This is a genomic window from Streptomyces sp. NPDC015220, assembly GCF_043079345.1.
Lineage (GTDB): Bacteria > Actinomycetota > Actinomycetes > Streptomycetales > Streptomycetaceae > Streptomyces.
The window spans coordinates 417,219-442,570 of sequence record NZ_JBIBUK010000004.1 but is presented as its reverse complement, the minus strand read 5'-3'; the positions used below and the strand labels follow the sequence as shown (position 1 = coordinate 442,570).

The following is a 25,352-nucleotide window of genomic DNA, read 5'->3' as shown; positions in this document are numbered from 1 at the left end:
CCCGCGTCTCCCACCTGTCACAGGCTTGTCATACAATCCGGCAACCACCGGCTTTGACTGGTCTTCAGCGGTCAGCCGGAACTCAATTCCATCAGTGGGGGGCTTTTGTCCATTTCAAGCCTGTACGGCAGAGCACGTCGTTCCCGACTGCTTGGCTGCACCGCCCTCGCGGTGGCGGCAGGTATGTTCCTCAGCACTCCCGCCCTCGCGGCCGACCGGCCGACGGGGAACGTGCGGACGCCGACTCCCAAGTCCGCGGTGCCCCAGCTCGACCGCCCGGCGCCGCAGAAGGCGAACCGGGCCCGTACCGCCCTCAAGCCCGTCACCGGTCCGCAGTTCGACGTGGACGGCGACGGCATCGACGAGAACCTCGTCCGGCTCATGGACGGGACCACTCACACGTGGCTCAGCACCACGGGCAAGTTCTCGACGTACACCATCAACGCCAACTCCACCACGGAGCGGCAGAAGGACATCATCACCCCCGGCAACCTCGACGGTACCGGCGGGCCTGAGGTCCTGACCCTGTCCACGACGGGCACCCTGTCCCTGTACCACAGCACGGGCGCCTACGGCACGGGGCCCGTGGTGTGGAACGGCGCCGGGTGGCAGATCTACAACAAGGTCTTCGCCCCCGGGGACGTGACCGGCGACGGCAAGCCCGACCTGCTGGCGCGCACCTACGCCGGTGACCTGTACCTGTACGCGGGCACGGGCAGCGACACCGCCCCGTTCCGCGGGCGGGTCAAGGTCGGCGGCGGCTGGTCGGCGTACGACCAGCTCGTCGGCGTGGGCGACATGAACAAGGACGGGCTCGGCGACGTCGTCGCCCGTACCACCGGCGGCGACCTGTACTTCTACGCGGGCAAGGGCAGCACCACCGCCCCGCTCGCGGGCCGGGTGCGGATCGGCGGCGGCTGGAACATCTACAACCAGGTCATCGCCGCCAACGACTGGGACGGGGACGGGGAGAGCGACCTCATCGCCCGCACCCCCTCCGGTGACATGTACTACTACCTGGCCGACGGCACGGGCAAGTTCCGCGCCCGGCAGAAGGCCGGCAGCGGTTTCTACGGCATCGACCTGTTCGCCGGCAGCGGGGCCAACCCCCGGTTCGGCAAGGCGTCGCTGATCGGCATGGACACCAAGGGCACGCTGTTCTGGTACGGAGTGCAGAACAACGGCCAGTTCACCGCGCGCGAGCAGATCAGCGACACGGGCGGCTGGCAGGGCGCCAAGATCGCTTACGCCTCGTCGCTCGACAGCGACGGCTACGCCGACCTGCTGGAGCTCTACAACGGGGTTCTGTACAACTACGGCATCGACGCCGACGCCTCCCTGGCCACCGGCTGGGGCAGGATCAACCTGTTCCTCGGCCCCGGTGACCTGAACGGCGACGGCAAGGGCGACCTCCTCGCCCGGGACACCTCCGGCGCCCTGTACCTGGAGCGCGGCACCGGCAACGGCGCCTCGCTCGCCTCGGGCATCAAGATCGGCTCCGGCTGGAACGCGTACGACAAGATCGTCGGCGGTGGCGACTTCACCGGGGACGGACGCGCCGACATCGTCGCGCGCACGCCCTCGGGCACGCTGTACCTGTACCGCGGCACCGGCTCGGCCACCGCGCCGTTCGCCTCCCGGGTGAAGATCGGCGAGGGCTGGAAGGTCTACAACAAGCTGGCCTCGCCGGGAGACCTCGACGGGGACAACCGCGCCGACCTGATCGCGGCCAACTCCAAGGGCGAGCTGTTCCGTTACTCGGCCGACGGCACCGGGAAGTTCAAGGCTCCGGTGAAGCTGGGCAACGGCTGGAACACCTACCGGGACCTGCACTGACACCACCGGTCGGGACACCTCGGGGCCGTCGCCGCACAGCGGCACGGCACTGAGAACGGGGGTCCGCACCGGCGCCACGGCGTCGGGGCGGACTTCCTCTCACGTCACGGGTGCCGGCCGACCGCCAAGGCTCCAGCGCCGCGAGCCGGCGCCGCCGGTTCCGGGTCCCGGGGCGGGGCCTGGGCCGCGGCGACGTCCGGCGCCGCCCGCCGTGACGGCACCGGACCCGGCGGGAGCGGTCGGTCCAACGGGGCCGGTCCAACGCGGTCAGTCCAGGGCGGCCAGGGCCACGCGGGCGGCGTCCCGCAGCCGGGCGGTGTCCGGCGCGGCCCGCGCGATCACCCGGACCCCCTGCATGACCACGAGCAGGAAGTGCGCGATCTCGTGCGGGTCCTTGTCGGGCGCCAGTTCGCCCTGGGCCTGGGCGCGCAGCAGGGAGGAGACCAGTGCCGTCTCCACCACACTCCAGCTGATCTCCACCTGGCGGGCGACCTCGGGGTCGCGCCGGGACAGCTCCACCGCCGCGTTCACCACCAGGCAGCCCCGCCGGTACGGGTCGGTCAGGGAGTCGGTGACCCAGCTCTCCACGAAGGCGCGCACTGCGGGCAGGGCCGGCCCCGGCTGGGCGAGCGCGGTGACGAAGCCCGCCTCGCTGGTGCGCAGGTACCGCCGCATCGCGGCCAGGTACAGATCGTGCTTGCTGCCGAAAGTGCCGTACAGGCTGGCCCGCCCGATGCCCAGGTGCTCGACGAGGTCGGCCATGGACGTCGCTTCGTAGCCCCGCTCCCAGAACAGGTCCATCGCGCGCTCGAGCACCACGTCGGGGTCGAATTCCTTGGTCCTGGCCATGCCCCGAGGCTAACAACAAACAGACCGAGCAATCTGGAAAAGCCCGAACCGCCCGGACTGCCCGAACCACCGGGCCTGTACGCAGGGGCACTTGCGCCAGCTCCTCACCAGAAAAATCTAGACCGCTCGTTCCAAGTGGTGCTAGCGTCCATTGACGGGACAGGCAGCTCTTCCGTCCAGTGACCAGACCGATCGTTCAAATATCGACCCGTTCTCTGTGGGCGGCCCACCCGGCGCCGCCTCCCACGGCGCTGCCCGGGACGGCCTTCGCGCTTCCCTTCGGGCCCACAGCACCGCTATGGAAAGAGGGAGTTCGTCATGAGTGCACGTTTCACCGGCAAGGTGGTGCTCGTCACCGGGGCCGGTGGTGTGCTGGGCAGGGCGGCGGCACTGTCCTTCGCCCGGGAGGGCGCGACCGTCGTCGCGGCCGGCCGCGACGAGAGCCGCCTCCACGAGACGGTCGGGCTGATCGGGGCCGAGGGCGGCACGGCCTCCGCCGTCACCGTCGACGTCACCAGTTCCGAGAGCGTGCGGACGATGGTGGACACCACCGTCGCCCGCCACGGCGGCCTGCACGTCGCCTTCAACAACGCGGGCGTCCTCGACGGCGGCACGCCGGTCGGCGAGCACGACGAGGAGGTGTGGAACAGGGTGCTCGCCGTGAACCTCACGGGTGTCTTCCTGGCCCTCAAGCACGAGACCGCGCACATGGCGGCCAACGGCGGCGGCGTCATCGTCAACACCGGCTCCAACCTGGGAGCCCACTGGCGATTGGCCGGCATGAGCGCCTACTCGACCTCCAAGGCCGGCGTCAGCTTCCTGACCCGCAGCGCCGCGCTGGAGTACATCGAGCGGGGCGTGCGCATCAACGCGATCAGCCCCGGCCCGATCGACACCCCGATGTCCTACCGCTCGGGCGAGACTCGCGAGCAGCGTGACGCCCGGGTGGCCTCGGCCGTGCCGCTGGGTCGGGTGGCCGACCCGCAGGAGGTCGCCAACGCCGTCCTGTGGCTGGCGTCGGACGAGTCCAGCTACGTCGTCGGCCACGACCACGTGATCGACGGCGGCGCCACCGCCTGACCGGCGGCCGAGGGCGGGGGAGGAGGTCCGAAGCCGCCGCCCGACCGGCGGCCGAGGGCGGGGGAGGAGGTCCGGGACCGCCGCCCGACCGGGGCGAGGGGAGGAAGTCAGTGGCCACCCCCTGGCCGGCGGCCGAGGGCGGGGGAGAAGGGCCGAAGCCGCCGCCCGACCGACGGCCGCGGGCGAGGGGAGGAGGTCCGGGACCGCCGGCGTCCGCGGCGACCGGCCGTGCTCACGTCGGGTGCGTGTTCGGAGCGCCGCCGGCCTCCGGACCGCCCCCGCGGACCGGGCGGCGGCCCGCTCCTTCTAACATTTCCTGGCGGCCGTGTCCGCCCGCACATCATGGGCACCCCGCACCGGAGTGCCCGCGGCCCCGGCCGGCCGCGCGTGCCGACCCTGACCACGAGCCCGACCGAGGAGCAACCGTGACCGACCTGGCGTCCATGACCCTGCAGCAGGAGATCGCCCGCGATCTCCAGGTGAGCGAGGCCTTCGAGGCGGAGCAGGAGATCGAGCGCCGGGTGGCCTTCCTCGCCGACCGGCTGACGTCCACGGGCCTGCGCTCGCTGGTGCTGGGCATCAGCGGCGGCGTGGACTCCACCACCGCCGGCCGGCTGTGCCAGCTCGCGGTCGAGCGGGTCCGTGCCGCCGGCCAGGAGGCGACCTTCTTCGCGATGCGGCTGCCCTACGGGGTCCAGGCGGACGAGAAGGACGCGCGGCTGGCGCTGGACTTCATCCGGCCCGACCAGGTGCTGACCGTCGACGTGAAGCCGGCCAGTGACGCCGCGCTGGAGGCGGTGCTGGCCGGCGACACGGTCTTCCGTGACGCCCACCACCAGGACTTCGTGCACGGCAACATCAAGGCCCGGCAGCGCATGATCGCCCAGTACGCGGTGGCGGGCGCCCACGACGGCCTGGTCGTGGGCACCGACCACGCCGCCGAGGCGGTCTCCGGCTTCTTCACCAAGTTCGGCGACGGCGCGGCCGACGTGGTGCCGCTCACCGGCCTCACCAAGCGGCGCGTGCGGGCCGTGGCGCAGGCCCTGGGCGCGCCCGCCGAGCTGGTCGGCAAGGTTCCGACCGCGGACCTGGAGACCCTGAAGCCGGGCCTGCCCGACGAGGAGGCGCTCGGCGTCACCTACGACGACATCGACGACTTCCTGGAGGGCGAGCCGGTCGGCGAGGCCGCCTACGAGGCCATCGTCCGCCGCTACCGGCTCACCGAGCACAAGCGACAGCTGCCGATCGCTCCCTGAGCCGATCACTCACCGAGCCGGCCGCCCTCGGCCGGGCTTCCTGGGCCGGGCCGACGGCGACCCACGTCGGTCCCGCGCACGACGGCCGGGAGCCGCCACCCGGAGACCTGCGACGGCCCACGGCGGACCGGCTCAGGACGGCCCCCAGCGTGACCGTCCCGGGCCGGTCCGCGTTCCGGGGTTCCGCGCCTTGAACCCCGGGGTCCCGCGCCTTGAACCCCGGGGTCCCGCGGTCCGGCGGCCCCGGCCCACACCATGCGTCTCCGGCGCCGCGGGGCGGACGGACCCGGCCGCGCCGATCCCCGAGATCCGGCCGATCCCGCCGGTCGCGGGGACGGACCGGTGCGGGCGCCGTCCCGGGCGGGGAAAACCGGACGTACTGTCCGGGGCCGGTCAGTAAGGTCTGGCGGGCGACGCCCGCGGAGACCGTGAAGGCGGTCCCGCCCGACGGATGGAGACACGATGAGCTTGGCCACGAGGACGGACCCGGAGTCGTCCGTGCCGCACATCGCCGACAGCCATGACGCGATCCGTGTGCACGGCGCCCGGGTGAACAACCTCAGGGACGTCAGCATCGAGATCCCGAAGCGCCGGCTGACCGTGTTCACCGGGGTCTCCGGGTCGGGCAAGAGCTCCCTGGTGTTCGGCACGATCGCCGCGGAGTCGCAGCGGCTGATCAACGAGACCTACAGCGCCTTCGTGCAGGGCTTCATGCCGACCCTGGCCCGGCCCGACGTCGACGTGCTCGACGGCCTGACCACCGCGATCATCGTGGACCAGCAGCGGATGGGCGCCGATCCCCGGTCCACGGTCGGCACCGCCACCGACGCCAACGCGATGCTGCGCATCCTCTTCAGCCGCCTCGGACAGCCGCACATCGGCTCGCCCAAGGCCTTCTCCTTCAACGTCCCCTCGATCAGCGGCGCGGGGGCGGTCACCCTGGAGCGCGGTGGGCAGACCGTGAAGGAGCGCAGCAGCTTCAGCATCACCGGAGGCATGTGCCCGCGCTGCGAGGGCCGGGGCACCGTCACCGACATCGACCTCACCCAGCTCTACGACGAGAGCAAGTCGCTCAACGAGGGCGCGCTCGGCGTCCCCGGCTACAAGTCGGGCGGCTGGAACCACCGGCTCTACAGCGAGTCGGGCCTGGTCGACCCGGACAAGCCGATCCGGGAGTACACCGAGGGGGAGTTGCAGGACTTCCTGCACCGCGAGCCGACCAGGATGAAGATCGCGGGCATCAACATGACGTACGAGGGGCTCGTCCCCCGGATCCAGAAGTCGATGCTCTCCAAGGACCGCGAGGCGATGCAGCCGCACATCCGGGACTTCGTGGACCGCGCGGTCACCTTCACCGCCTGCCCCGAATGCGGCGGCACCAGGCTGAGCGAGGGCGCCCGGTCGTCGCGGATCGGCGGGATCAGCATCGCCGACGCCTGCGCCATGCAGATCAGCGATCTGGCAGCGTGGGTCGGCGGTCTCGACGAGCCCTCGGTGGCGCCACTGCTCACCACCCTGCGGCAGACCCTCGACTCGTTCGTGGAGATCGGCCTCGGCTACCTCTCCCTGGACCGGCCCGCGGGCACGCTGTCGGGCGGCGAGGCGCAGCGCGTCCGGATGATCCGGCACCTCGGCTCCTCCCTCACCGACACCACGTACGTCTTCGACGAGCCGACCACGGGCCTGCACCCGCACGACATCCAGCGGATGAACGACCTGCTGCTGCGGCTGCGCGACAAGGGCAACACCGTGCTCGTCGTGGAGCACAAGCCGGAGGTCATCGCGATCGCCGACCATGTCGTCGACCTCGGGCCCGGCGCCGGCACGGCGGGCGGCACGGTGTGCTTCGAGGGCTCCGTCGAGGGGCTGCGGACCGGCGGCACCCTCACCGGCCGCCACTTCGACGACCGTGCCGCCCTGAAGAGGACGGTGCGCGAACGCACCGGCACGCTGGAGATCCGCGGCGCGACGGCGCACAACCTGCGCGACGTCGACGTCGACATCCCGCTCGGCGTGCTCGCCGTCGTCACCGGCGTCGCCGGCTCCGGCAAGAGCTCGCTCGTGCACGGCTCGGTCCCCGCCGGCGCGGGTGTGGTGTCGATCGACCAGAGCCCCATTCGCGGCTCCCGGCGGAGCAACCCGGCGACGTACACCGGACTGCTCGACCCCATCCGCAAGGCGTTCGCCAAGGCCAACGGCGTGAAGCCGGCACTGTTCAGCGCCAACTCCGAGGGCGCCTGTCCCGGCTGCAACGGCGTCGGCGTCGTCTACACCGACCTCGCCATGATGGCCGGCGTCGCCACCACCTGCGAGGAGTGCGAGGGCAGGCGCTTCGATGCGTCGGTGCTGGAGTACCGTCTGGGCGGCCGCGACATCAGCGAGGTGCTCGCGATGTCGGTGACCGAGGCCGAGGAGTTCTTCGGCGCCGGCGAGGCCCGCACACCGGCAGCGCACCGTGTCCTCGGCCGGCTCGCCGACGTCGGACTCGGCTACCTCAGCCTCGGCCAGCCGCTCACCACGCTGTCCGGCGGCGAGCGGCAGCGGCTCAAGCTGGCCACGCACATGGCGGAGAAGGGCGGCGTCTACGTCCTCGACGAGCCGACCGCCGGCCTGCACCTGGCCGACGTCGAGCAGTTGCTCGGCCTGCTCGACCGGCTCGTCGACTCGGGCAAGTCGGTCATCGTCGTCGAGCACCACCAGGCGGTGATGGCGCACGCCGACTGGATCATCGATCTGGGCCCCGGCGCCGGTCACGACGGCGGCCGGATCGTCTTCGAGGGCACCCCCGCCGACCTCGTCGCCGCCCGCTCCACCCTCACCGGCGAGCACCTCGCCGCCTACGTCGGCGCCTGACCGGGCTCCTCGCCGGCACCGCGGGGACGAGCGAGCACACCCGGCCCGCCCGTCCCAGCGCGGGACCGCACCCACTGCCCTTGCCGCTCCTCGCTCCGGTCGCCGTGCGGCCGCCGGAGGGGAGGGCGGGAGGGCAGGGGGACCGTCCGGCGTGCGACGAGCCCGCGCCGCGCCCCGCCCGGGCCATGGTGGCCGGTCAGTGGACGGAGAACCCGCCGTCGACGAAGACCGACTGCCCGGTGACGTAGGCGGAGGCGCGGCCGGCGAGGAAGACGGCGGCGCCCGCGAAGTCCTCGGCCAGCCCGTTGCGCCCGGTCAGCGTGCGCGCGGCCAGCGCCGCCACCTTCTCGGCGTCGGACGAGAGCCGCGCGTTGAGCGGCGTCATCACGAAGCCCGGCACCAGGGTGTTGCAGGTGACGCCGTGCGGTGACCAGGCCTCGGCCTGGGAGCGGGCCAGCGACTCCAGCGCCCCCTTGGAGACGCCGTAGGCGCCGCTCTGCACGAAGGCCCGGTGCGCCTGCTGGGAGGTGACGTGGATGATCCGGCCGAAGCCCCGCTCGGCCATGCCGGGCCCGAACCTCTGCCCCAGCAGGAAGGGCGCCTCCAGGTTCACCGCCATGGTGGTGTCCCACACGTCCTCGCCCAGTTCGCCCATCGGCGGCCTCAGGTTGACGCCGGCGCAGTTGACGAGGATGTCCGGCTCGCCGAACACCGCCGCCGCCTCCTCGGCCGCCGTCCGAACGCCGTCGCGGGTGCCGAGATCGGCGCTGACCCAGGCCGCCCGGCAGCCGTCGGCCGCCAACTCGTCGACGGTCGCGGCCAGTCGGGCCTCCGTGCGGGCCACCACCACGACGCTCGCCCCGGCCCGCGCCAGGGCCCCGGCGATGGCCCGGCCGATGCCGGAGCTGCCACCGGTCACCACGGCGACCAGGCCGTCCAGCGAGAACAGTTCGGAGAGATACGTCCGCGAGGTCATGCCCGCAGCGTAGTTGGATCACTCAGGGAGAGGGCCCCGGGCCGGTGTCGCCCCGGCACGCGGCCGGGCGTGCCCGCCCCCGTGCGCCATCGCCGCGGTCCCCCGGCACCTTCGCTGCCGTCCCCGTGCGCCGTCGCCGCAGTCCCCGTGCGCTGCCGCGCGCGCGTCGTGTCTCGTTCCTGGACCCGCGCGTCGTGTCTCGACCCCGGACCCGCGCGTCGTGTCTCGTTCCTGGACCTGGGCGCCGTGTCTCGTCCCCGGGCCAGGGCGCCGTGTCTCGTCCCCGGCGACGAGGGCCGTGTCTCGCCCCCGGGCCCGGGGCCCGGCCGTCAGATCCGGAACAGCGAACCGACGAACTCCGCCAGCAGCCGCTCCTTCAGCCGCACCGGCAGCGCGTCCAGCAGCACCAGCACCGGAGCCATCCGCGTGGGCAACGGGCCGTCGCCGCCGAGTCCGGCGAAGGCCAGCACCGCGGCGACCTCCTCCGAGCCGAGGGTGTCGGGATCCAGCCCGGCCGCGAAGGCGGCCAACTCCGGTTCCGGCGCCACCGGTTCGCTCGCCCGGGCCGCCTTCAGGGCCTCGGCCAGATCGGCCAGCAGCGCGTCCACGCGGTCGCCCGTCGCCGGAGTCAGCGTCAGGTGCAGGTTCGGCGGGAGCGGTCCGGAGGAGAGCTGCGGCTGGAGGTACCAGCCGCGCTCGCGCATTTCGTCCGCGAGGTGCAGGACCAGGCCGAGGTCCGGAGCGCCGTCCGCTCCGGTCACGGTGAACGCCACCAGACTGCCCGCCGGTTCCCCCAGCACCCGCAGACCGGGCACGGCGCGCAGGGCGGGGACCAGCCGGCCGGCGGCGTCCGCGACCCGGCGGGCCAGTTCCGTGTAGCCGTCCTCGCCGATGTGCCGCAGCACCGCCCAGGCCTGCGCCAGCAGCCCGGCGGACTTGGTGCCCTGGGCCGTCGGGTTGACCACCGGGTAGCCGGGCCAGCCGGCGTGCGCGAAGTACTGGTGACGGCGCAGCTCGGCGTCCCGGTAGAGCACCACCGAGGCGCCCTTGTCGGCGTACCCGTACTTGTGCAGGTCCACCGAGAGGGACGTCACCCCCGGCACCGAGAGGTCGAACGGCTCCACCTCCCGGCCCGTGCGGTGCAGGAACGGCAGGAACCAGCCGCCTATGCAGGCGTCGACATGGCACAGCACCCCGTGCGTGGCGGCCGTCGCCGCGATGCCGGCCACCGGGTCCATCACCCCGTGCGCGTAGGACGGAGCGGACGCGACCACCAGGGCGGTCCGGTCGGTCAGCGCCGCCTCGACGGCCGGTACCACGGCCCGGAAGCTCACCGGGTCGACCGGCACCACCACCGGCTCCACGCCCAGGTAGTGGGCCGCCTTGTGGAAGGCCGCGTGCGCCGTCGACGGCAGCACCAACTGGGGGCGGGTGACGCCCCGGACGGCACGGGCGTGATCGCGGGCGGTCTTCACCGCCAGCAGGATCGACTCCGTGCCGCCACTGGTGAAGGTGCCTTGCGCGCCCGGCGTCCCCAGCACCGCCGCCACCGCGCCCACCAGGTCGTTCTCCAGCCGTGCCACGCTCGGGAAGACCGTGGGGTCCAGGCCGTTGACGGTCGCGTACGTGCCGTACGCGGCGGCGGCCAGGTCGTCCAGGCCGGGCAGCCCAGGGTCGTAGACGTAGGCGAAGGTACGGCCGCCCCGGGTCGGGGCGTCACCCGCGCGCAGGCCGCGCAGCTCGGCCAGCAGTTCGTCGGCAGGGCGGCCCGTCGGCAGCGCGGCGGGCGAGGAGGCGGGTTCAGGGGACATCCCGGGTGTCTACTTCCTGTGCGTGCGCGGGGCCGGACGGGAGCGGTGGTGGAGCGTGGCGGCACCGGCGGGCGGTGCGCGACGAGCGCGGTCGTCCGTCGGCAACTCACCTCAAAAGTCAGTGCAGTTGGTGGTGCCACCGTAGTCAGTGTCGCCACAGTAGTTGAGGGTCGCGGACCGGGGGAGTGGCGGACGGCGTAATCGTCCCGGTGCCGGTGCCGGTGCCGGTGCCGGTGCCGCGGGTTACCGACGTGCCACGCCGGGCGGGCGTCCGTCCCTCCGCCCGGCGGCGGGGACGGCGAGCCGTGCGGTGCGCCGTCCCGGGACCGCCGGGGCCGGTCAGGAGGGGCGCCGCCGGACCAGCAGGTCGGTGACGACGGGGCGGTGGTCCGACGCCGTGGTCTCCGCCTCGCGGGCACCGGTGACGGTGACCTCGGGGGAGACGGCCACCACGTCGATGCGCTTGACCGGGTCGAGCGCCGGATAGGTCCGGCCGCCGTCCGGGGCGGCGTCGGCCAGCGGGCCCCACAGCTTCGCCAGCTCCGGCGCACCCGGTTCGGCGTTGAAGTCGCCGACCAGGATCCTGGGTCCGGAGTCCGCGGCCAGCACCTTCAGCATGTCGTCGACCTGGGCCCGCCGGATCGACGAGTCGGCGCGGTAGTCCAGGTGGGTCGAGTAGACGTGCACCGAGGCGCCCCGGACCCGCACCGTCACCTCGGCGAAGCCCGGCGCCGGCTCCGGTACCGGGTCGGCCGCCTGGGTGGACAGCCGGGTGATCCAGTGGTTCTCGGCGCTCACCACCGGGTGGCGGCTCAGGACCGCGACGCCGAACCGCCGCCGCTCCGTGTGCCCCGTAGCCGGCGGCAGGTCGTAGATCGGTGCGAAGAAGACCCGCATGTGCAGCCGTTCGGCCAGGTCGCGGGCCTCGTCGGTGAAGCCGCTGCGCTCGCCCCAGTGCACGTCGACCTCCTGGAGCCCGATCACGTCGGCGTGCAGGTCCCCGATCGCCCGCGCGGTGCGGGCGAGGTCGAGGACGCCGTCCTCACCGGCTCCGGCGTGGATGTTGTAGGTGGCCACCCGCAGGGGCACCGCGGGGGGCGCCTGCCGTCCGGCGGGCGGCCGGTGGGCCGAGGCCGCGCCGGGTGAAGCCGCGCCGAGCGTCACCGCGGCGGCGAGCACCCCGGCGGCCAGCGCCCGGTATGCGGACGGTCGGTTTCTGCGTGTCACACGAACCTCCAGAGGTGGGACGACGGCGCGGTCCGCCAGGGCATCCGGCGGCCCTCGCCGGCGAAGCACTCCCGCGTGGGTCCCCGCCGTCCGGACGGGCGCGGGCCGGGCCGGGCGATCGCGATCGGACGGGCGACGAGCACGACGGGATCGAGGCGGCGCACGAGGACTTGCCCCTGACCGGAAGGCGTCGGCGGAGGAGGGGCGTCGGCGGGGCGGCTGGGCTCGGGGCGGCGAGGGCGGGACGGGGCGCGGCGGGCAGTCGGCGGGAGGGGGCCGGCACACGGGACGTCGGTGCACAGGACACCGGTGCACGGGAGGCCGGTGCCTTGGTGAGGTGTCGAGTATCGGAACAGCCCGCGGTGGCTGTCAACAAGTAACACCCCTGCCGCCGCTTCGCGTTACTTTTTGACATGGCCGGTCGCCGCACGGGTGGCCGAGGCGGTACTCGCGGACCCGGCCCGGGTCGCGGAGCCGTCGACTCAACTTCGCGCGCTCCCCGATCGCCGGGTGCGCCGACCTGCTGCTGACCACCCGCGCCCACGAGACGCCCTACCGGTCCGGGGCGACCGCCAGCCGGATTGCCCAACTGGCGCTCGTGGACTGCCTGTTCGTGGGAGTCGCACAGCGTTCCTACGACCACGCCACCGAGGCCATCAGCGGAACGTGGGGCGCCATCCATGGCCGCGGCACCCGCCGTCCGCCCTCGACGCCGGCGTCCGAGGATTGAGGCGGTCCGACGGCGGCCCGTCCCGGCGGAACCACCTTCCGGGGCGGGCCGGGGACGCGAAACGGGCCGCTCCCGAGGGAGCGGCCCGTCTCCGGTCGCCTTCGGTGAAGGCGGTGAGCCCGGATCAGAACATGAGGCGGTAGGTGTTCCAGCCGCTGTTGCCGATCTTCACGCGGGGCGCGAACGGGGCGGAGCCGTTGCCGGTGCCCTTGTAGAGCCACAGCGCGCCGCTCGTGTCGCGGGCGACCAGGTCGGTGATCCCGTCGAGGTCGATGTCACCGACGGAGACCAGCTTGTTGTAGGTGTTCCAGCCGCCGCCGATACGGGTGCGGGACGCGAACGGGGCCTTGTAGTTGCCGGTGCCCTTGTAGAGCCACAGCACGCCCGAGGTGTCCCGGGCGACGATGTCGTCCTTGCCGTCGCCGTTGAGGTCGCCCTTGCCGGCGATCTCGTTGTAGATGTTCCAGCCGCTGCCGACCTTGTAACGCGTGGTCAGCTTGCCGGTGCCGTAGCCGAGGTACAGCCACAGCACGCCGGAGCCGTCCCGGGCCAGCAGGTCGTCGGCGGCGGCGCCGCCGAGGTTGCCGGCCGAGAGGACGCGGTTGTAGATGCCCCAGCCGCTGCCGACGAGCAGGTTGGTGTCGGAGTCGTACTTCGTCCAGGACAGCTTGCCGCCGGTGACGTCCCAGACGCCGTCCGAGAAGCCGTCGGCGTTCTGGTCCGCCTGCGTGATGAAGGCGGTGTTCTGCCAGCCCGAGCCGGCCTCGACGCGGGGGTCCAGGCCTCCCTTGAGGTCGGGCCAGTACGACCACATGGTGCCCTTGCTGTCCACACCCCGCAGGTCGTTGATCTGGGCGTCGACCGAGGCCCGGATGCCGGACTTCGCGGCGGGCGCCGGCTTGGCGGCGACGGTGGCCTTCGACGCGGAGCGTGCGGGAGCGTCGGCGGCGAAGGCGGCACTCGTGCCGGTCGCCACCAGAGCGGCGGTGAGCGCCGCAGCCGTGACGCGCGCCATCGTACGACGCGTGTTCAGGCCGGAGCTTTTGGCCACGTTTGTCCTCCAGTTGTCATGAGTCACGGATCACGGGCCGCAGTGCGGCCCAACAGGATCCGGGGATACCCGTTGATCCTTTACACCTGTCCTTTACACGTCAACCAGATTCCCCGACCGCAGAAGAAGCGGTACAGAAGTGGGACAGAAGTGCAACATGCGCCGTACAACCATTTCGGAAGTCACCGTGACGGGCGGTCGATCTCCGTGCGAACGGGCGGCTGGGGCCGGCCCCCACGTGGCCGCCCCCCGGGGCCGGCGTGCGGGCTGCCGGGCCCGGCGCACGTGCACAGCCTGGCCCATCGGTGGGCGCCGGCGCAATGATCACGTCCGGCCCGCGGCCGCCGGCCCCGTCATCCGGCCGTTCGAGGCCGAGGTCCGGTCAGCTCGCCGTCGCGGCGGGCGCGTTCTTCTTGCGGGCGCGGTAGGCGGCCGCCTTGATCCGGTTGCCGCAGGACTCCATCCCGCACCACTGCCGTCGCATGCCGCGGGAGCGGTCGATGTAGACGCGGGTGCACTCGGGGTTGCCGCACTCCTTGAGCAGTGGCACGTCCGGCCCGCTGAGCAGCTCGACTGCCTGCCGCGCCACGGTGGACAGCGCCTCGGCCGGCGTCGCCTCCGTCCGGCGTCCCTCCCGGGTGAGCTGCGGCACCGCGGCGGGCCCGCGCGCCGTGGCGTTCACCAGGTCCAGCGCCGCGGGGTCGTACTCCTCCCCGAGGCGTCGTGCGGTGATCAGCAGGTAGAGGGCCTCCCGTACGGCCGTCGCCTCCTCGACGTCGCCCCGCCCGCTCGGGGTGACCGCGTCGACGACCTTGGACTCCAGGTACCAGGCGTCCAGCCGGTCGGGGGTCGCGAACATCTCGAACCGCCGGGTGCGGCGCGCGCGCAGGGTCGCGGCGAAGTCCAGCGCCGGATTCCCGCAGACGAAGACATGGTCAAGATTCACATCACCATTCTGACAGGTGACAGGGGTCCCGGCAAGGTCCGTCACCGGTTCGATCAGTGTTCAGGCGGCCCCGGCGGGCCGGCCGCGGGGGCGTGGCCGGCGGCGCCCGCGGCCACCTCCCCGCCGCCGACCCGCAGCCGCAGCTCGCGGCCCGGCCAGCGCGCCCGCAGCCAGCGGTCGTGGCTGGCCAGCACGATCGCGCCGGGGCCGGTGCCCAGCGCCGCCTCCAGCTCGTCGCACAGGCGCGGCGACAGATGGTTGGTGGGCTCGTCGAGCAGCAGCAGGTGCGGAGGACGCGCCACCAGGAGGGCCAGCGCGAGCCGCCGGCGCTGCCCCACCGACAGGTGCCCGACCGGCTTGTCCAGGTCTGCCCCGTGCATCAGGCCCAGCGAGTCCAGCGGCACCGCCTCGGCCCGTTCGGCGCCCAGCGACAGCTCGTAGATGTCCCGTACGGCCCGCTCCGGGCGGTCGAAGACGGTGTCCTGCGCGAGCAGTCCCACGGTCAGCCCGCGCCTGCGCCGTACCCGGCCCTCGGGTGTGATCCGTCCGGCCAGCACGGCGAGCAGCGTCGACTTCCCGGCGCCGTTGCCACCGGTGACCAGCAGACGGTCGGTCGGGGACACCTCCACGCCGTCCAGCGTGAGCCGGCCGGGCACCCGCACACCGCGCAGGGAGACCAGCGGACCGTCGCCCTCCCCGGCCGGCGCCGCGAGCGCCGCGCCCTCGAAACGCAGCGGCCGCGGCGGCTCGGCGACCCGGGTGCGCTCCAGCTCCGCCAGCCGGCGGGTGGCGTTGCGCACCCGCCGGGAGATCTGGCTCTGCACCCGGCCGGCGCGGTGCCCGTAGCCCATCTTCTCGTTGTCGCGCGGGCCCCGGTCCGGTGCGACGCGGCGCGCGGTGACCCCGGCCGAGCGGCGCAGCGCCGTGAGCTCCTCCTGCTCCTCGGCCCAGCGCCGCTCCCAGCGTTCCCGCTCGGCGCGCTTCTCGGTCAGGTAGGCGCTGTAGTCGCCGCCGTAGCGGACGGGACCCTCCGGCGCGGGATCGAGGTCGATCAGGTCCGTGCAGACGGCGTCGAGGAAGGCTCGGTCGTGGCTGGCCACCACGACCGCCCCGGGCAGGCCGCGCACCTGCTCCTCGACGAAGGCGGCGGCGTCGTCGTCGAGGTGGTTGGTCGGTTCGTCCAGCAGCAGGGCGGCGGGCCGCCGGACCAGCAGCGCGGCCAGCGCCAGCCGGCCGCGCTGCCCGCCGGACAGCGACCCGAGCGTCCGGTCGTGCGGCAACGCGCCGAGGCCGAGACCGTCGAGCACCAGCGCTGCACGCCGGTCGGCGTCCCAGGACTCCCGGTCCTGGGCCCGCTCCAGCCGCCCGCCGTAGGCGTCGAGCAGTTCGGCGTGCTCGGGGGCGTCCTGCGGGGTGCGCGCCAGGTGCTCGGTGAGGCGGTCGAGCTCGGCCAGGTCCTCCCGGGCCTCGCGCAGGGCGTCGTCGAGCACGCCGGCGATCGTCGCCTCGGTCTCGTAGGGCGTCTCCTGCTGGAGGAAGCCCAGGTCGGGCGGGCGGGTGACGCTGCCCGAGTCCGGCTGGTCCGTCCCGGCGAGCAGGCGCAGCAGCGTCGACTTGCCGACGCCGTTCTCCCCGATCAGACCGATGCGGTGGCCCGGGGAGGCGGTCAGGCTGACGCCGTCGAGCACCCGCCGGTCACCGAGGGTGCGGACGAGGTCATGGGCGAGCAGTGCGGGCTGGGACATGTGCGGGTCCGTTCGACGTGTTCGGCGGCCCGCCGGGCGGTACGCCTCGGACGCGGGCCAGGTCGGCACGCCGGCGGCTCACACCTCGGGCGCCCCCGTCTCCGTCAGCTCGCCGCCGGCCAGCCGCAGCCACCGGTTCACGCCGATCCCGCGCAGGAACCGTTCGTCGTGGCTGACCACCACGAAGGCCCCGCGGTAGGAGTTCAGGGCGCCTTCCAGCTGGCCCACGCCGACCAGGTCGAGGTTGTTCGTCGGCTCGTCCAGGAGCAGCAGGTGCGGGGCCGGTTCGGCGCACAGCACGCAGGCCAGGGTGGCGCGCAGCCGCTCGCCGCCGGAGAGAGCCCCGACGGGGAGGTGGGCGCGGGCGCCCCGGAAGAGGAAGCGGGCGAGCAGGTTCATCCGCTCGGCCTCCGGGCGGTCCGGGGCGTACGCGGCGAAGTTCTCGGCGACCGTCCGGTCGAGGTCCAGCAGGTCGAGGCGCTGGGAGAGGTGGGCGATGCGCCCGTCGGCCCGCCTGATCCTGCCGCTCGCGGGCTCCAGGTCGCCGCGCAGCAGGCGCAGCAGTGTGCTCTTCCCGGCGCCGTTGGGCCCGGTCAGCGCGATGCGCTCCGGGCCCCGGACGGTGAGGTCGACGCCCTGGCCGGTGAACACGTCCTTCTCGCCGAGGCGGACCCGGAGGTTCTCGCCGAGGAAGAGGGTGCGTCCGGCGGGCACGTCGGTGTCCGGCAGGTCCAGCGTGATGCGCTGCTCCTCGCGCAGCGAGCGCTCCGCCTCGTCGAGCCGGGCCCTGGCCTCGCTGACCCGGTTGGCGTGCGTCTGGCCCGCCCGGCCCGCGGCCTCCTGCGCGCCCCGCTTCATGGTGCCGGCGAAGATCCGGGGCAGTCCGGCGTTCTTCAGGTTGCGGGCGGCGTTGCTCGCCCGGCGCTCGGCGCGCTCGCGGGCCTGCTGCATCTCCCGCTTCTCCCGCTTCAGTTCCTGCTCGGCGTTGCGGATGTTCTTCTCCGCCGTCTCCCGCTCGGCCCGCACGGCCTCCTCGTACTCGGTGAAGTTGCCCCCGTAGAAGCGCAGTTCACCGCGGTCGAGTTCGGCGATGCGGTCCATGCGGTCGAGCAGGGCCCGGTCGTGGCTCACCAGGAGCAGGCAGCCGGTGAAGTCCTCCAGCGCGCCGTAGAGCCCCCGCCGGGCGTCGAGGTCGAGGTTGTTCGTGGGCTCGTCGAGCAGCAGTACCTCGGGGCGCTTCAGCAACTGCGCCGCCAGCCCCAGGGAGACGATCTGGCCGCCGCTGAGGGTGCTCAGACTGCGGTCCAGGGCGAGGCCGGCCAGGCCGAGGCGGTCCAGCTGGGCGCGGGTGCGTTCCTCGATGTCCCAGTCGTCGCCGATGGTCGTGAAGTGCTCCTCGCTCACGTCGCCGGACTCGACGGCGTCCAGGGCGCGGATCACCTCGGCCACGCCCAGCACCTCGGCCACGGTGAGGTCGCCGGTCAGGGGGAGGGTCTGCGGCAGGTGACCGAGCGGGCCGGCCACGGACACCGACCCGGCGCCGGGCCGCAGTTCACCGGCGATCAGCCTGAGCAGGGTGCTCTTGCCGGAGCCGTTGGGCGCGACGAGCCCGGTACGGCCGGTGCCGACGGTGAAGGACAGGTCCTGGAACACCGGGGTGTCGTCGGGCCAGGAGAAGGACAGGTTCGAGCAGACGACGGACGCGTCGGACACGGGATGGACCTCACGTGAGGAAGGGGGCAGGAAAGACACCTCTGCCCCGGTGGCAGACAGGGGGAAGGCGGGAAAGTGAGGACGACCACGAGGCCACGACGGCGGCGCTGCTCAGCGCCGGCCGGTGGCCGGTCGGGTCCGGGTATCACCCGGAGATGTCGTCGTCACCCGCCATGTCTGCAACTCCTCGACGAGAAAGATCGGATTCCCGCCAGTATAACAGGCGACGGTGTGGAGCCGGTCGGATCCTGACGGTGACGCGGGGGCGGGCAAACGCCGCGAACGGCGCCGACCGCCCACGAGCCGGCCCCGCTTCGCCGGGGAGCGCGCCGTCAACCACCGTGCCACCCGGCTCGCTTGACGGCCCGAACGAGGCCGTGCGAGCATCGTCACCGTTCTAACCGGTGATGCAGGTCGAGGATGGGAACACCCCCTGAGTGAGCGCGGGCACGCAGCTTCGGGGACGGTGCGCCCGGGACGAGGGACGGAGGCCGTGCCCTTGCGGGCCCTCCCGTCCTGTTCGCTCCGCCCGGCGGCGGTACCCGCACATGTGTCACCACCGCCTGTCCTCCACCCACTCCACGAAAGGCACGTCATGCGACGCGCCCTCCGTTCGAGCCCGGGCCGCCCTGCCGCCCGGCCTCCGCGACGAGGTCCCGACCCGCGCCTCCACGGCGAGGGTCGAGGCGTTCCCGGGCCGGACCGCCCTGAATCGACCCGCCGACCTGATCAGACCCGATCCGATCCGGGCCGGACAGGCCCGGGCCGGGCGACACACCGGCTCGGAGGGCCGGACGCCGGTGGCGGAAGCGTCCCGGCGTCGCCGCGGCGGCTGCGGGAGCTGTTGTGACGCCCCGGGGAAGGGCGGCATGACCGCCATGGGAAAGGCGGCGTGACGGCCCTGGGAAGGACGGTGTGACGGCCCAGCGATAGGCGGTGTGACGGGCTCTCGGGAAAAAGGGCGGGCGGCCGGGGTCTGCTGACAGGATGTCCACGCCCGCCACCCGACGCACGGGCGCCACCCGGCGCACGGGCGGACCCGGGCACACCCGGGACATGGACCCGGACACATCCGGGACACGGGCCCGGCACACTCGTCGCACGGGCCCGGCACACCCGGTGAGAAGGCCCGGCACACCGATGGGAAAGGACCCGACGACCATGGCTCGCGCCGTCACCCTCATCCGCGCCGCATCCCTGTCCGATGTCGCCGAGTACGCCTACGCCGCCACGGCGCCCGCCGAGGCACGTCTGGTCTTCCTCGCCGGCGCGTGTCCGTTGAACGACGACGGCTCCACGGCGGCGATCGGCGACTACGCCGGCCAGGCGGCGAAGGCCGTCGAGAACATGCGGACCGCGCTCGCCGCCGCGGGCGCCACGCTCCAGGACGTCATCAGCACCAGGGTCCTGGTCGCGTCGGCCCGGCAGCAGGACCTGGTGGCCGCCTGGCAGGTGGTCCGGGACTCGTTCGCCGACCATGACGTCCCGAGCACGCTGATGGGCGTCACGGTGCTCGGCTACCACGACCAGCTCGTCGAGATCGAGGCCGTCGCGGCCGTGCTGGATTCCTGAGACCCGCGGACGCGCGACGCGCCCCGGCGGCCGGACGCGGGCCGGACCGGAGGTGTCCGGTCGGGCAGTCGCGTACGGCCGCCGGGGCGGGAACGGCGGTGCCGGTCGGGTCGGCGCGGGCCGCGGGGCCCCACGGGCCGAGGTCCGCGGCAGGCTCTACAGGCCGAGGTCCGCGGCCAGGCAGGAGTAGTTCATCCACGCGCCCTCGGGGTCGTATCCGCCGCCCGCGGGATTCCTGGGGCCGGCCGGCTTCTCCTCGACCATGTCCGTGCAGGGGATGCGCTCGGGCAGTCTGCCGAACCGGGCGTGGCGGGCCGAGGCGGCCGCGGTGTCCGTGGTGATGTCGATGTCCATCGTCGAGCTCCGTTTCGTCCGTGACGGACGGCTCCGTCGTGGTGCGGCACTGGAAGTCGGGTGGCGGGACCGGGGGCGGGAGCGACCGGCCGGGGGCCGGCGCCGGGTCAGAGGCGGTCGGCCTCGACGACGGCCCCGGCGAAGGCCGCCGGGGCCTCCTGCGGCAGGTCGTGACCGATGCCCTTGAGCGTGTGGTGCCGGTAGGCGCCGGTGAACCTGTCCCGGTAGGAACTGTCGTCCGGCGCGGTGAAGGGGTCGCGTTCGGCGTCGAGGACGACGGTGGGGACCGCGATGGACGGCCGTGCGGCGAGCCGCTCCTCGTGGCGGTCGTAGCGCCGCTCGCCGTCGGCGAGGCCGAGCCGCCAGCGGTAGTTGTGGATCACGATGGCGGCGTAGTCGGGGTTGTCGAAGGCCGCGGCCGTGCGCTCGAAGGTGGCGTCGTCGAACTCCCAGGTCGGCGAGACGGTCTCCCACACCAGCCGGCACAGCTCGTTCCGCCTGGTCCGGTCCTCCATGGCGAGCCGGCCCCGTTCGGTGGCGAAGTAGTACTGGTACCACCAGGCGTACTCGGCCTGGGGAGCCAGCGGGCGCTGCTGCGCCTCGACGTCGGTGACGAGGTATCCGCTCACCGACACCAGCGCCCTGACCCGCTCCGGCCAGAGGGCCGCGATGACGTCGGCCGTGCGCGAGCCCCAGTCGAAGCCGGCGAGGACCGCCTCGTCGATCTTCAGGGCGTCCATCAGGGCGACGATGTCGAGGGCGACCGCGGACTGCTGGGCGTTGCGGAAGGTGCGGGGGGACAGGAAGCGCGTCGTGCCGTGGCCGCGCAGGTAGGGGACGATCACGCGGTAGCCCCGCGCCGCCAGCAGCGGGGCGACGTCGACGAAGCTGTGGATGTCGTAGGGCCAGCCGTGCAGGCAGATGACCACGGGGCCGTGCCGGGGGCCCGCCTCGGCGTAACCGACGTCCAGCAGGCCGGCCTCGACCTGCTTCAGCCGGGCGAAGGAGGTGCGCGCGCCGGGGGCGCCGGCCGGCCCGGCCGGCGCCGTGGCTCCCGTGCGCGGTGCGGCCGAGGCGGCCGGGGCGCCCGGCAGGCCGATCAGCGAGGCCGCTGCGGCGCCCGTCCCCAGACCCATGGCCTTGCCGAAGGTACGCCTGTCGATCATGTGAAGTCCTCCGTCGTGCGTGTCGGTGGCCGGCCTGCGGTCGCAGGGAGACCGAGCCCTGGAGCGGCTCGTCGGTGCCGGGAACGCCTGGTGCTGAGAGGCCGAAGCGGCTTGTGCGTGACATCACCGCGGTTCGATCGCGAGATGACTGTCGCACGCCATTCGTCACCTGTCAAACAGGTGACGAATGGCTTCCGTGCCCGATCGGGCGGTGGTGCGGCGCATGCTCCGCCAGCCCAATGTCACCTCCTTGACAGGTGACGAATGGTGCGATCGCGATGTCACCTCTCCGCCGCCCTGAGGCCCACCCTCGGCGGCGTCGACCAGGACACCGCGCGGGAACTCGCCGACGCCGCGCACCGGATCTGCCCCTACTCCAAGGCCACCCGCGGCAACATCCCGGTCACCGCCGCCTGAGTCCGCCGCCCGCCGGGCCGGCTCAGGCCAGCGCGTCGACCGCCGCCGCGAACAGGCGGGGCAGACGCGCGGCGGTGGGCACGATGAGCGGCCCGAGCACGGGACGCTGCCGGGCCCGCACCAGCGACTCCGTCAGCAGCCGGTGGCGGCGGGTCGCTCGGCGCCAGTCGCCCTCGTAGCGGGCGGGCGTGCCGCGGCGGATGTTGCGGACCAGCGCCTCGGCGCCGCTGAGCGCGAGGGAGACGCCCTCGCCGGTCAGCGCGTCGACGTAGCCCGCCGCGTCGCCGACCAGCAGCACCCGCCCGTGACGGCGGGTGCGCGAGCGCTGGCGCAGCGGCCCCGCACCGCGCACCGCGGTCACCGCGGCCGCCTCGGGGAGACGGGCCGTCAGCTCGGGGAAGGCCGCCAACTGCGCGCCGAAGGGGGCCCGCCGGGCGGTCAGCAGCGCCACACCGACGAGCGCGGGGCCGAGGGGGGTGACGTAGGCCTCCCCGTACGGTCCCCAGTGCACCTCGACGTACGACGACCACGGCCGCACCGCGTAGTGGCGGCGGAGCCCGTAGCGGGGCGCGCCGCCGCCGCGCACCTCCAGGCCGAGGAAGCGGCGCACCGGCGAGTGCAGTCCGTCCGCGGCGACCAGCCACCGGGCGCGCAGACCCGTACCCGGCGCGCTCACGCCCGTCGCGTCCTGGCGCACCTCGCCCACGCGCACCGGCAGTACGGGGACCCCCGCGGCCACGACGGCCCGGTGCAGGGCGTCGTGCAGGCCGGTGCGGCGGGCGCCGAGGCCGGGCCCGTGCCGGAACGCCGCCTGGACCCGGCGGGCGCCCTGCACGTAGCGGATCCCGGTGATCGGCCGGCCGGGGACCGTTAGGCCGAGTGCGCCGAGGGCGCGTACGGCGCCGGGCATCAGGCCCTCGCCGCACGCCTTGTCGACCGGCGCCCGGCGCGGTTCGGCGACCACCACGTCGAGACCGGCGCGCACGGCGTGCAGGGCGGTCGCCAGCCCGGCCGGACCGCCTCCGGCGATGAGCAGGTCGTGGCCGCCGCTCACGCGGGCGCCACCGTGGCCAGGGCCACGTTCTCGCAGCGGACGCGGACCGTGAGGAGCGCCGCGTTGGCCGCGGTGAACACCGCCGCGCTCAGCCAGGCGGAGTGCACCAGCGGCAGGGCGGCGAGCTCCACCACGACGGCGACGTAGTTGGGGTGGCGCAGGTACCGGTACGGCCCGGCGCCGACCAGACGCGCTCCGGGGACGACGATGACCCGGGTGTTCCAGTAGGGGCCGAGCGTGGTGACGCACCACCAGCGCAGTGCCTGGGCCAGCAGGACGAGCGCCAGCATGGGCCATCCCAGGGCGGGCAGGAACGGCCGGTGGGCGAGCACGGGTTCGGCCAGGCAGCACACGAGGAAACCGGTGTGCAGCGCGACCATGACCGGGTAGTGCCCGCGGCCGTGTTCCACCCCGGCCCGGGCCCGGGTCCAGGCGCCGTTGCGCCGGGCGACGGCGAGTTCGGCCGCGCGTTCGGCGGCGACGGCGAGGACGAGCAGCACGTAGTACGGCATGAGGACCACTCACCAGCGCAGCAGGACGAGTTCGGAACAGAAACCCGGGCCCATCGCCAGGACGAGCCCCCAGGTGCCGGGCTCGGGCCGCGAGGTGTCCCGGACCGTCTGCAGGATGTGCAGCACGGAGGCGGAGGACATGTTCCCCACGGTCGCCAGGGAGTGCCGCGCCGTGTCCAGGGCGCCGCCGGGCAGGTCGAGGGCGTCGGCCACGGCGGCCAGCACCTTGGGGCCTCCCGGGTGGCACACCCAGGTCCCGATGTCGGCGATGGTGAGGCCGTGCTCGGCCAGGAAGGCGGACAGGTGCCGGCCGAAGTGGCCGCGCACGACGTCCGGAACGCCGGCGTCGATCACCACGCGGAAACCGCAGGCCCCGATGTCCCAGCCGAGGAGCCGTTCGGTGTCCGGGTACAGACGGCTGCGGGTGGCGACCACCGAGGGCCCCGCCGCCGCTCCCGGCCCGGCGCCGCGGCCGCGTGCCACGAGAGCCGCCGCGCCGTCACCGAACAGCGCGCCGGCGACCAGATTGGCGCGGGAGTCGTCGCGCCGCTGGAGCGTCAGCGAGCACAGCTCGACGCTCAGCAGCACGGCGGTGTCGTACGGGTGCCCCCGCAGGTAGTCGTGCAGCCGGGCGAGGCCGGCCGCGCCCGCCACGCAGCCCAGGCCGAAGACGGGGAGCCGTTTGACGTCGGGCCGCAGCCCCAGCCGGCCGGCCAGCCGGGCGTCCAGGGAGGGGGCGGCGATGCCGGTGATGGAGGTGCACACCAGCAGGTCCACGTCGGCCGGTTCCAGCCCCGCCGCCCGCAACGCGCCGCCGACGGCCTCCTCGCCGAGGTCGAGTCCGGCGGCCATCCACGCGTCGTTGCTCCGCCCGAAGTCGCCGAGTCCGGCGTACCGCTCGATCGGCAGGGCGAGATGGCGGGTGCGCACGCCGGCCGAGGCGTGCAGGCGACGCAGCACGGCGCGGTCGGCCCCCGGGGCAAGGCAGAGGTCGCCGATCGCCTCGGTGAGGTCGTCCTGCGCGTACCGGTGCGCCGGCAACGCGGTACGGACCGCGACGACCGTGCTCGCCGCGGCCGGCGGGCGAACCGGGCGGGGCGCGCCGGACGGCGCCGTCGGCGCGGGCCCGCCGGGCGGGGGCGTGGGACCGATCGGGCCGGCCGGGAGCGCCGGGCGCGGGCCGGCGGGCGGGACCTTCGGGCGGTCGGCGGGCCCGGAGGGCGGGACCGCCGGGCGCGGTTCGCCGGGCCCGGGGGGCGGGCTGGGCGCGGTGGGTGTGAGGGGGGCGGCGGGAGCGCCGGCGACGGCCTCGGGGACACGCATGTCGACAATGCCTTCCTCATCCCATGTGCCCTATTAACTTCCTTTTGTGTCTCTACACCCGCCCGACGCCCTCCCGCCCGCGACACACCGTCTCCCGGTGCTGTTGCGCTCCTGTCACCTGGAGCCGGCCGTCTCCGTGACGGTGTTCGTGACCGCACTGGCCGTGGCGGCGGGCCGCGGGCCGGCGGGTTCGGCGGCGGTGGCCGCGGCGGTGCTGGCCGGCCAGCTCTCGGTGGGCTGGTGCAACGACGCGGTCGACGCGCGTCGCGACACGGCCTGCGGGCGCCGCGACAAACCGGTGGCCACCGGTGAGCTCCCGGCCCGCGCGGCGGCGCTCGCGGCGGGCACGGCCCTGGCGGTGTGCGTGCCGTTGTCCCTGCTCAGCGGTGCCGCCGCGGCGGCGGCGCACCTGGGGGGCATGGTGGCCGCGGGCTGGGGGTACAACCTGGTGCTCAAGCGCACGGTGCTCTCGCCGCTGCCCTACGCCGTGGGATTCGGATCGCTGCCCGCCTTCGTCACCCTCGGCCTGCCCTCGCCGTCCTGGCCCGCCTGGTGGGCGGTGGCGTCCGGGGCGTTGCTGGGTGTGGGCGCGCACCTGGTCAACGTGCTTCCGGACATCGAGGACGACCTGGCCGCCGGGGTGCGGGGGCTGCCGCAGCGGCTGGGCCGCGGCGCCTGCCGGTGGCTGGCCCCGCTCGTGATGCTGTCCGCCGTCGGGGTGCTCGTCATGGGGCCGCCCGGCGCGCTCGGGCCGTGGCACGGCGCACTCGCGGTGACGGCCGCGGCCGTCGCGGTCTCGGGGACCGCCGTCCCCTCGGCCGTCCGCGGCCGCCGGCCCTTCCGGGCGGCGATCGTCGTGGCCGGCCTGGCCGTGGCACAGT

At 74.0% G+C, this 25,352-nt stretch carries 18 protein-coding genes and 3 pseudogenes; 8 read left to right on the top strand and 13 right to left on the bottom strand.

Translation table 11 applies throughout. The annotated features are described in order from the left end of the window. The first annotated feature begins 183 nt into the window (after nucleotides 1-183). Entirely contained in the window at nucleotides 184-1,836 is a 1,653-nt protein-coding gene (locus tag ACF061_RS13435; protein WP_392266981.1) for an FG-GAP repeat domain-containing protein, read from the top strand. A 267-nt stretch (nucleotides 1,837-2,103) separates the two neighbouring features. On the opposite strand, the gene ACF061_RS13430 is transcribed toward ACF061_RS13435, so the two are convergent. Then, a complete protein-coding gene (locus ACF061_RS13430; protein ID WP_392266980.1) occupies nucleotides 2,104-2,685 on the bottom strand; it encodes a TetR/AcrR family transcriptional regulator in 582 nt (193 codons plus the stop codon). 318 nt (nucleotides 2,686-3,003) lie between these two features. On the opposite strand from ACF061_RS13430, the gene ACF061_RS13425 reads away from it, so the two are divergent. From ACF061_RS13425 to ACF061_RS13415, 3 genes are all read left to right on the top strand, one after another. Further along, nucleotides 3,004-3,765: an SDR family NAD(P)-dependent oxidoreductase gene (locus ACF061_RS13425; RefSeq protein WP_392266979.1), complete on the top strand. Its 762-nt coding sequence runs from the start codon at nucleotides 3,004-3,006 to the stop codon at nucleotides 3,763-3,765. A gap of 425 nt (nucleotides 3,766-4,190) precedes the next feature. Next, the gene (gene nadE, locus ACF061_RS13420) at nucleotides 4,191-5,021 is read left to right on the top strand and encodes an ammonia-dependent NAD(+) synthetase (RefSeq protein ID WP_392266978.1); all 831 of its coding nucleotides are present in this window, start codon (nucleotides 4,191-4,193) and stop codon (nucleotides 5,019-5,021) included. A 462-nt stretch (nucleotides 5,022-5,483) separates the two neighbouring features. Continuing rightward, nucleotides 5,484-7,874, top strand: coding sequence for an ATP-binding cassette domain-containing protein (locus ACF061_RS13415; RefSeq protein WP_392266977.1), 2,391 nt, complete (start codon nucleotides 5,484-5,486; stop codon nucleotides 7,872-7,874). Between the two features lie 196 nt (nucleotides 7,875-8,070). Here the strand turns inward: ACF061_RS13415 and ACF061_RS13410 are convergent, their stop codons facing one another. From ACF061_RS13410 to ACF061_RS13400, 3 genes are all read right to left on the bottom strand, one after another. Continuing rightward, complete coding sequence (locus ACF061_RS13410) at nucleotides 8,071-8,850, bottom strand: SDR family NAD(P)-dependent oxidoreductase (RefSeq protein ID WP_392266976.1); 780 nt, start codon at nucleotides 8,848-8,850, stop codon at nucleotides 8,071-8,073. A 329-nt stretch (nucleotides 8,851-9,179) separates the two neighbouring features. Continuing rightward, nucleotides 9,180-10,661, bottom strand: coding sequence for a pyridoxal phosphate-dependent decarboxylase family protein (locus ACF061_RS13405; protein ID WP_392266975.1), 1,482 nt, complete (start codon nucleotides 10,659-10,661; stop codon nucleotides 9,180-9,182). A gap of 339 nt (nucleotides 10,662-11,000) precedes the next feature. After that, nucleotides 11,001-11,888 carry an endonuclease/exonuclease/phosphatase family protein gene (locus ACF061_RS13400; protein ID WP_392266974.1) on the bottom strand — a complete coding sequence of 296 codons (888 nt, stop codon included), beginning with the start codon at nucleotides 11,886-11,888 and terminating at the stop codon, nucleotides 11,001-11,003. Between the two features lie 484 nt (nucleotides 11,889-12,372). On the opposite strand from ACF061_RS13400, the pseudogene ACF061_RS13395 reads away from it, so the two are divergent. Then, nucleotides 12,373-12,618, top strand: a pseudogene (locus tag ACF061_RS13395) (MurR/RpiR family transcriptional regulator); the annotation flags it as partial. 124 nt (nucleotides 12,619-12,742) lie between these two features. Here the strand turns inward: ACF061_RS13395 and ACF061_RS13390 are convergent. The 4 genes from ACF061_RS13390 to abc-f form a co-directional block, all read right to left on the bottom strand. Continuing rightward, nucleotides 12,743-13,669 (bottom strand): FG-GAP repeat domain-containing protein, encoded by a 927-nt coding sequence (locus ACF061_RS13390; RefSeq protein ID WP_392266973.1) that lies wholly within the window; start codon nucleotides 13,667-13,669, stop codon nucleotides 12,743-12,745. A gap of 382 nt (nucleotides 13,670-14,051) precedes the next feature. Then, nucleotides 14,052-14,615, bottom strand: coding sequence for a CGNR zinc finger domain-containing protein (locus ACF061_RS13385; RefSeq protein WP_392266972.1), 564 nt, complete (start codon nucleotides 14,613-14,615; stop codon nucleotides 14,052-14,054). Between the two features lie 53 nt (nucleotides 14,616-14,668). Then, entirely contained in the window at nucleotides 14,669-16,360 is a 1,692-nt protein-coding gene (locus ACF061_RS13380) for an ABC-F family ATP-binding cassette domain-containing protein (RefSeq protein ID WP_392266971.1), read from the bottom strand. 78 nt (nucleotides 16,361-16,438) lie between these two features. After that, nucleotides 16,439-18,073: a ribosomal protection-like ABC-F family protein gene (gene abc-f / locus ACF061_RS13375; protein WP_392266970.1), complete on the bottom strand. Its 1,635-nt coding sequence runs from the start codon at nucleotides 18,071-18,073 to the stop codon at nucleotides 16,439-16,441. A 1,161-nt stretch (nucleotides 18,074-19,234) separates the two neighbouring features. Here abc-f and ACF061_RS13370 point away from each other — a divergent pair. Continuing rightward, the gene (locus tag ACF061_RS13370) at nucleotides 19,235-19,645 is read left to right on the top strand and encodes a RidA family protein (protein ID WP_392266969.1); all 411 of its coding nucleotides are present in this window, start codon (nucleotides 19,235-19,237) and stop codon (nucleotides 19,643-19,645) included. 156 nt (nucleotides 19,646-19,801) lie between these two features. Here ACF061_RS13370 and ACF061_RS13365 read toward each other — a convergent pair whose 3' ends face one another. Both ACF061_RS13365 and ACF061_RS13360 read right to left on the bottom strand, forming a co-directional pair. Further along, nucleotides 19,802-19,999, bottom strand: a complete 198-nt coding sequence (locus ACF061_RS13365; protein WP_392266968.1) for a hypothetical protein — start codon at nucleotides 19,997-19,999, stop codon at nucleotides 19,802-19,804. Nucleotides 20,000-20,106: 107 nt separating this feature from the next. Next, complete coding sequence (locus tag ACF061_RS13360) at nucleotides 20,107-21,165, bottom strand: alpha/beta fold hydrolase (protein ID WP_392266967.1); 1,059 nt, start codon at nucleotides 21,163-21,165, stop codon at nucleotides 20,107-20,109. A 285-nt stretch (nucleotides 21,166-21,450) separates the two neighbouring features. Between ACF061_RS13360 and ACF061_RS13355 the strand changes: the two are divergent. Then, nucleotides 21,451-21,582, top strand: a pseudogene (locus tag ACF061_RS13355) (osmotically inducible protein OsmC); the annotation flags it as partial. 22 nt (nucleotides 21,583-21,604) lie between these two features. Here ACF061_RS13355 and ACF061_RS13350 read toward each other — a convergent pair. Genes ACF061_RS13350 through ACF061_RS13340 form a run of 3 tightly spaced genes read right to left on the bottom strand, consistent with a single transcriptional unit; the run spans nucleotide 21,605 to nucleotide 24,189 of the window. After that, nucleotides 21,605-22,636 (bottom strand): NAD(P)/FAD-dependent oxidoreductase, encoded by a 1,032-nt coding sequence (locus tag ACF061_RS13350; RefSeq protein WP_392266966.1) that lies wholly within the window; start codon nucleotides 22,634-22,636, stop codon nucleotides 21,605-21,607. After that, entirely contained in the window at nucleotides 22,633-23,148 is a 516-nt protein-coding gene (locus tag ACF061_RS13345) for an isoprenylcysteine carboxyl methyltransferase family protein (protein WP_392266965.1), read from the bottom strand. The genes ACF061_RS13350 and ACF061_RS13345 overlap by 4 nt, the downstream gene beginning before the upstream one ends. Before the next feature lie 9 nt (nucleotides 23,149-23,157). Then, nucleotides 23,158-24,189 carry a type III polyketide synthase gene (locus ACF061_RS13340; protein WP_392266964.1) on the bottom strand — a complete coding sequence of 344 codons (1,032 nt, stop codon included), beginning with the start codon at nucleotides 24,187-24,189 and terminating at the stop codon, nucleotides 23,158-23,160. Between the two features lie 328 nt (nucleotides 24,190-24,517). On the opposite strand from ACF061_RS13340, the pseudogene ACF061_RS13335 reads away from it, so the two are divergent. Then, a pseudogene (locus ACF061_RS13335) lies at nucleotides 24,518-25,207 on the top strand (UbiA family prenyltransferase); the annotation flags it as partial. Nucleotides 25,208-25,352 lie beyond the last annotated feature (145 nt).

Coding starts and splice junctions, on each gene's coding strand:
- ACF061_RS13435 (WP_392266981.1), top strand. CDS start 184: ATGTTCCTCAGCACTCCCGCCCTCGCGGCCGACCGGCCGACGGGGAAC.
- ACF061_RS13430 (WP_392266980.1), bottom strand. CDS start 2,685: ATGGCCAGGACCAAGGAATTCGACCCCGACGTGGTGCTCGAGCGCGCG.
- ACF061_RS13425 (WP_392266979.1), top strand. CDS start 3,004: ATGAGTGCACGTTTCACCGGCAAGGTGGTGCTCGTCACCGGGGCCGGT.
- ACF061_RS13415 (WP_392266977.1), top strand. CDS start 5,484: ATGAGCTTGGCCACGAGGACGGACCCGGAGTCGTCCGTGCCGCACATC.
- ACF061_RS13410 (WP_392266976.1), bottom strand. CDS start 8,850: ATGACCTCGCGGACGTATCTCTCCGAACTGTTCTCGCTGGACGGCCTG.
- ACF061_RS13405 (WP_392266975.1), bottom strand. CDS start 10,661: ATGTCCCCTGAACCCGCCTCCTCGCCCGCCGCGCTGCCGACGGGCCGC.
- ACF061_RS13380 (WP_392266971.1), bottom strand. CDS start 16,360: ATGTCCCAGCCCGCACTGCTCGCCCATGACCTCGTCCGCACCCTCGGT.
- ACF061_RS13370 (WP_392266969.1), top strand. CDS start 19,235: ATGGCTCGCGCCGTCACCCTCATCCGCGCCGCATCCCTGTCCGATGTC.
- ACF061_RS13365 (WP_392266968.1), bottom strand. CDS start 19,999: ATGGACATCGACATCACCACGGACACCGCGGCCGCCTCGGCCCGCCAC.
- ACF061_RS13360 (WP_392266967.1), bottom strand. CDS start 21,165: ATGATCGACAGGCGTACCTTCGGCAAGGCCATGGGTCTGGGGACGGGC.
- ACF061_RS13345 (WP_392266965.1), bottom strand. CDS start 23,148: ATGCCGTACTACGTGCTGCTCGTCCTCGCCGTCGCCGCCGAACGCGCG.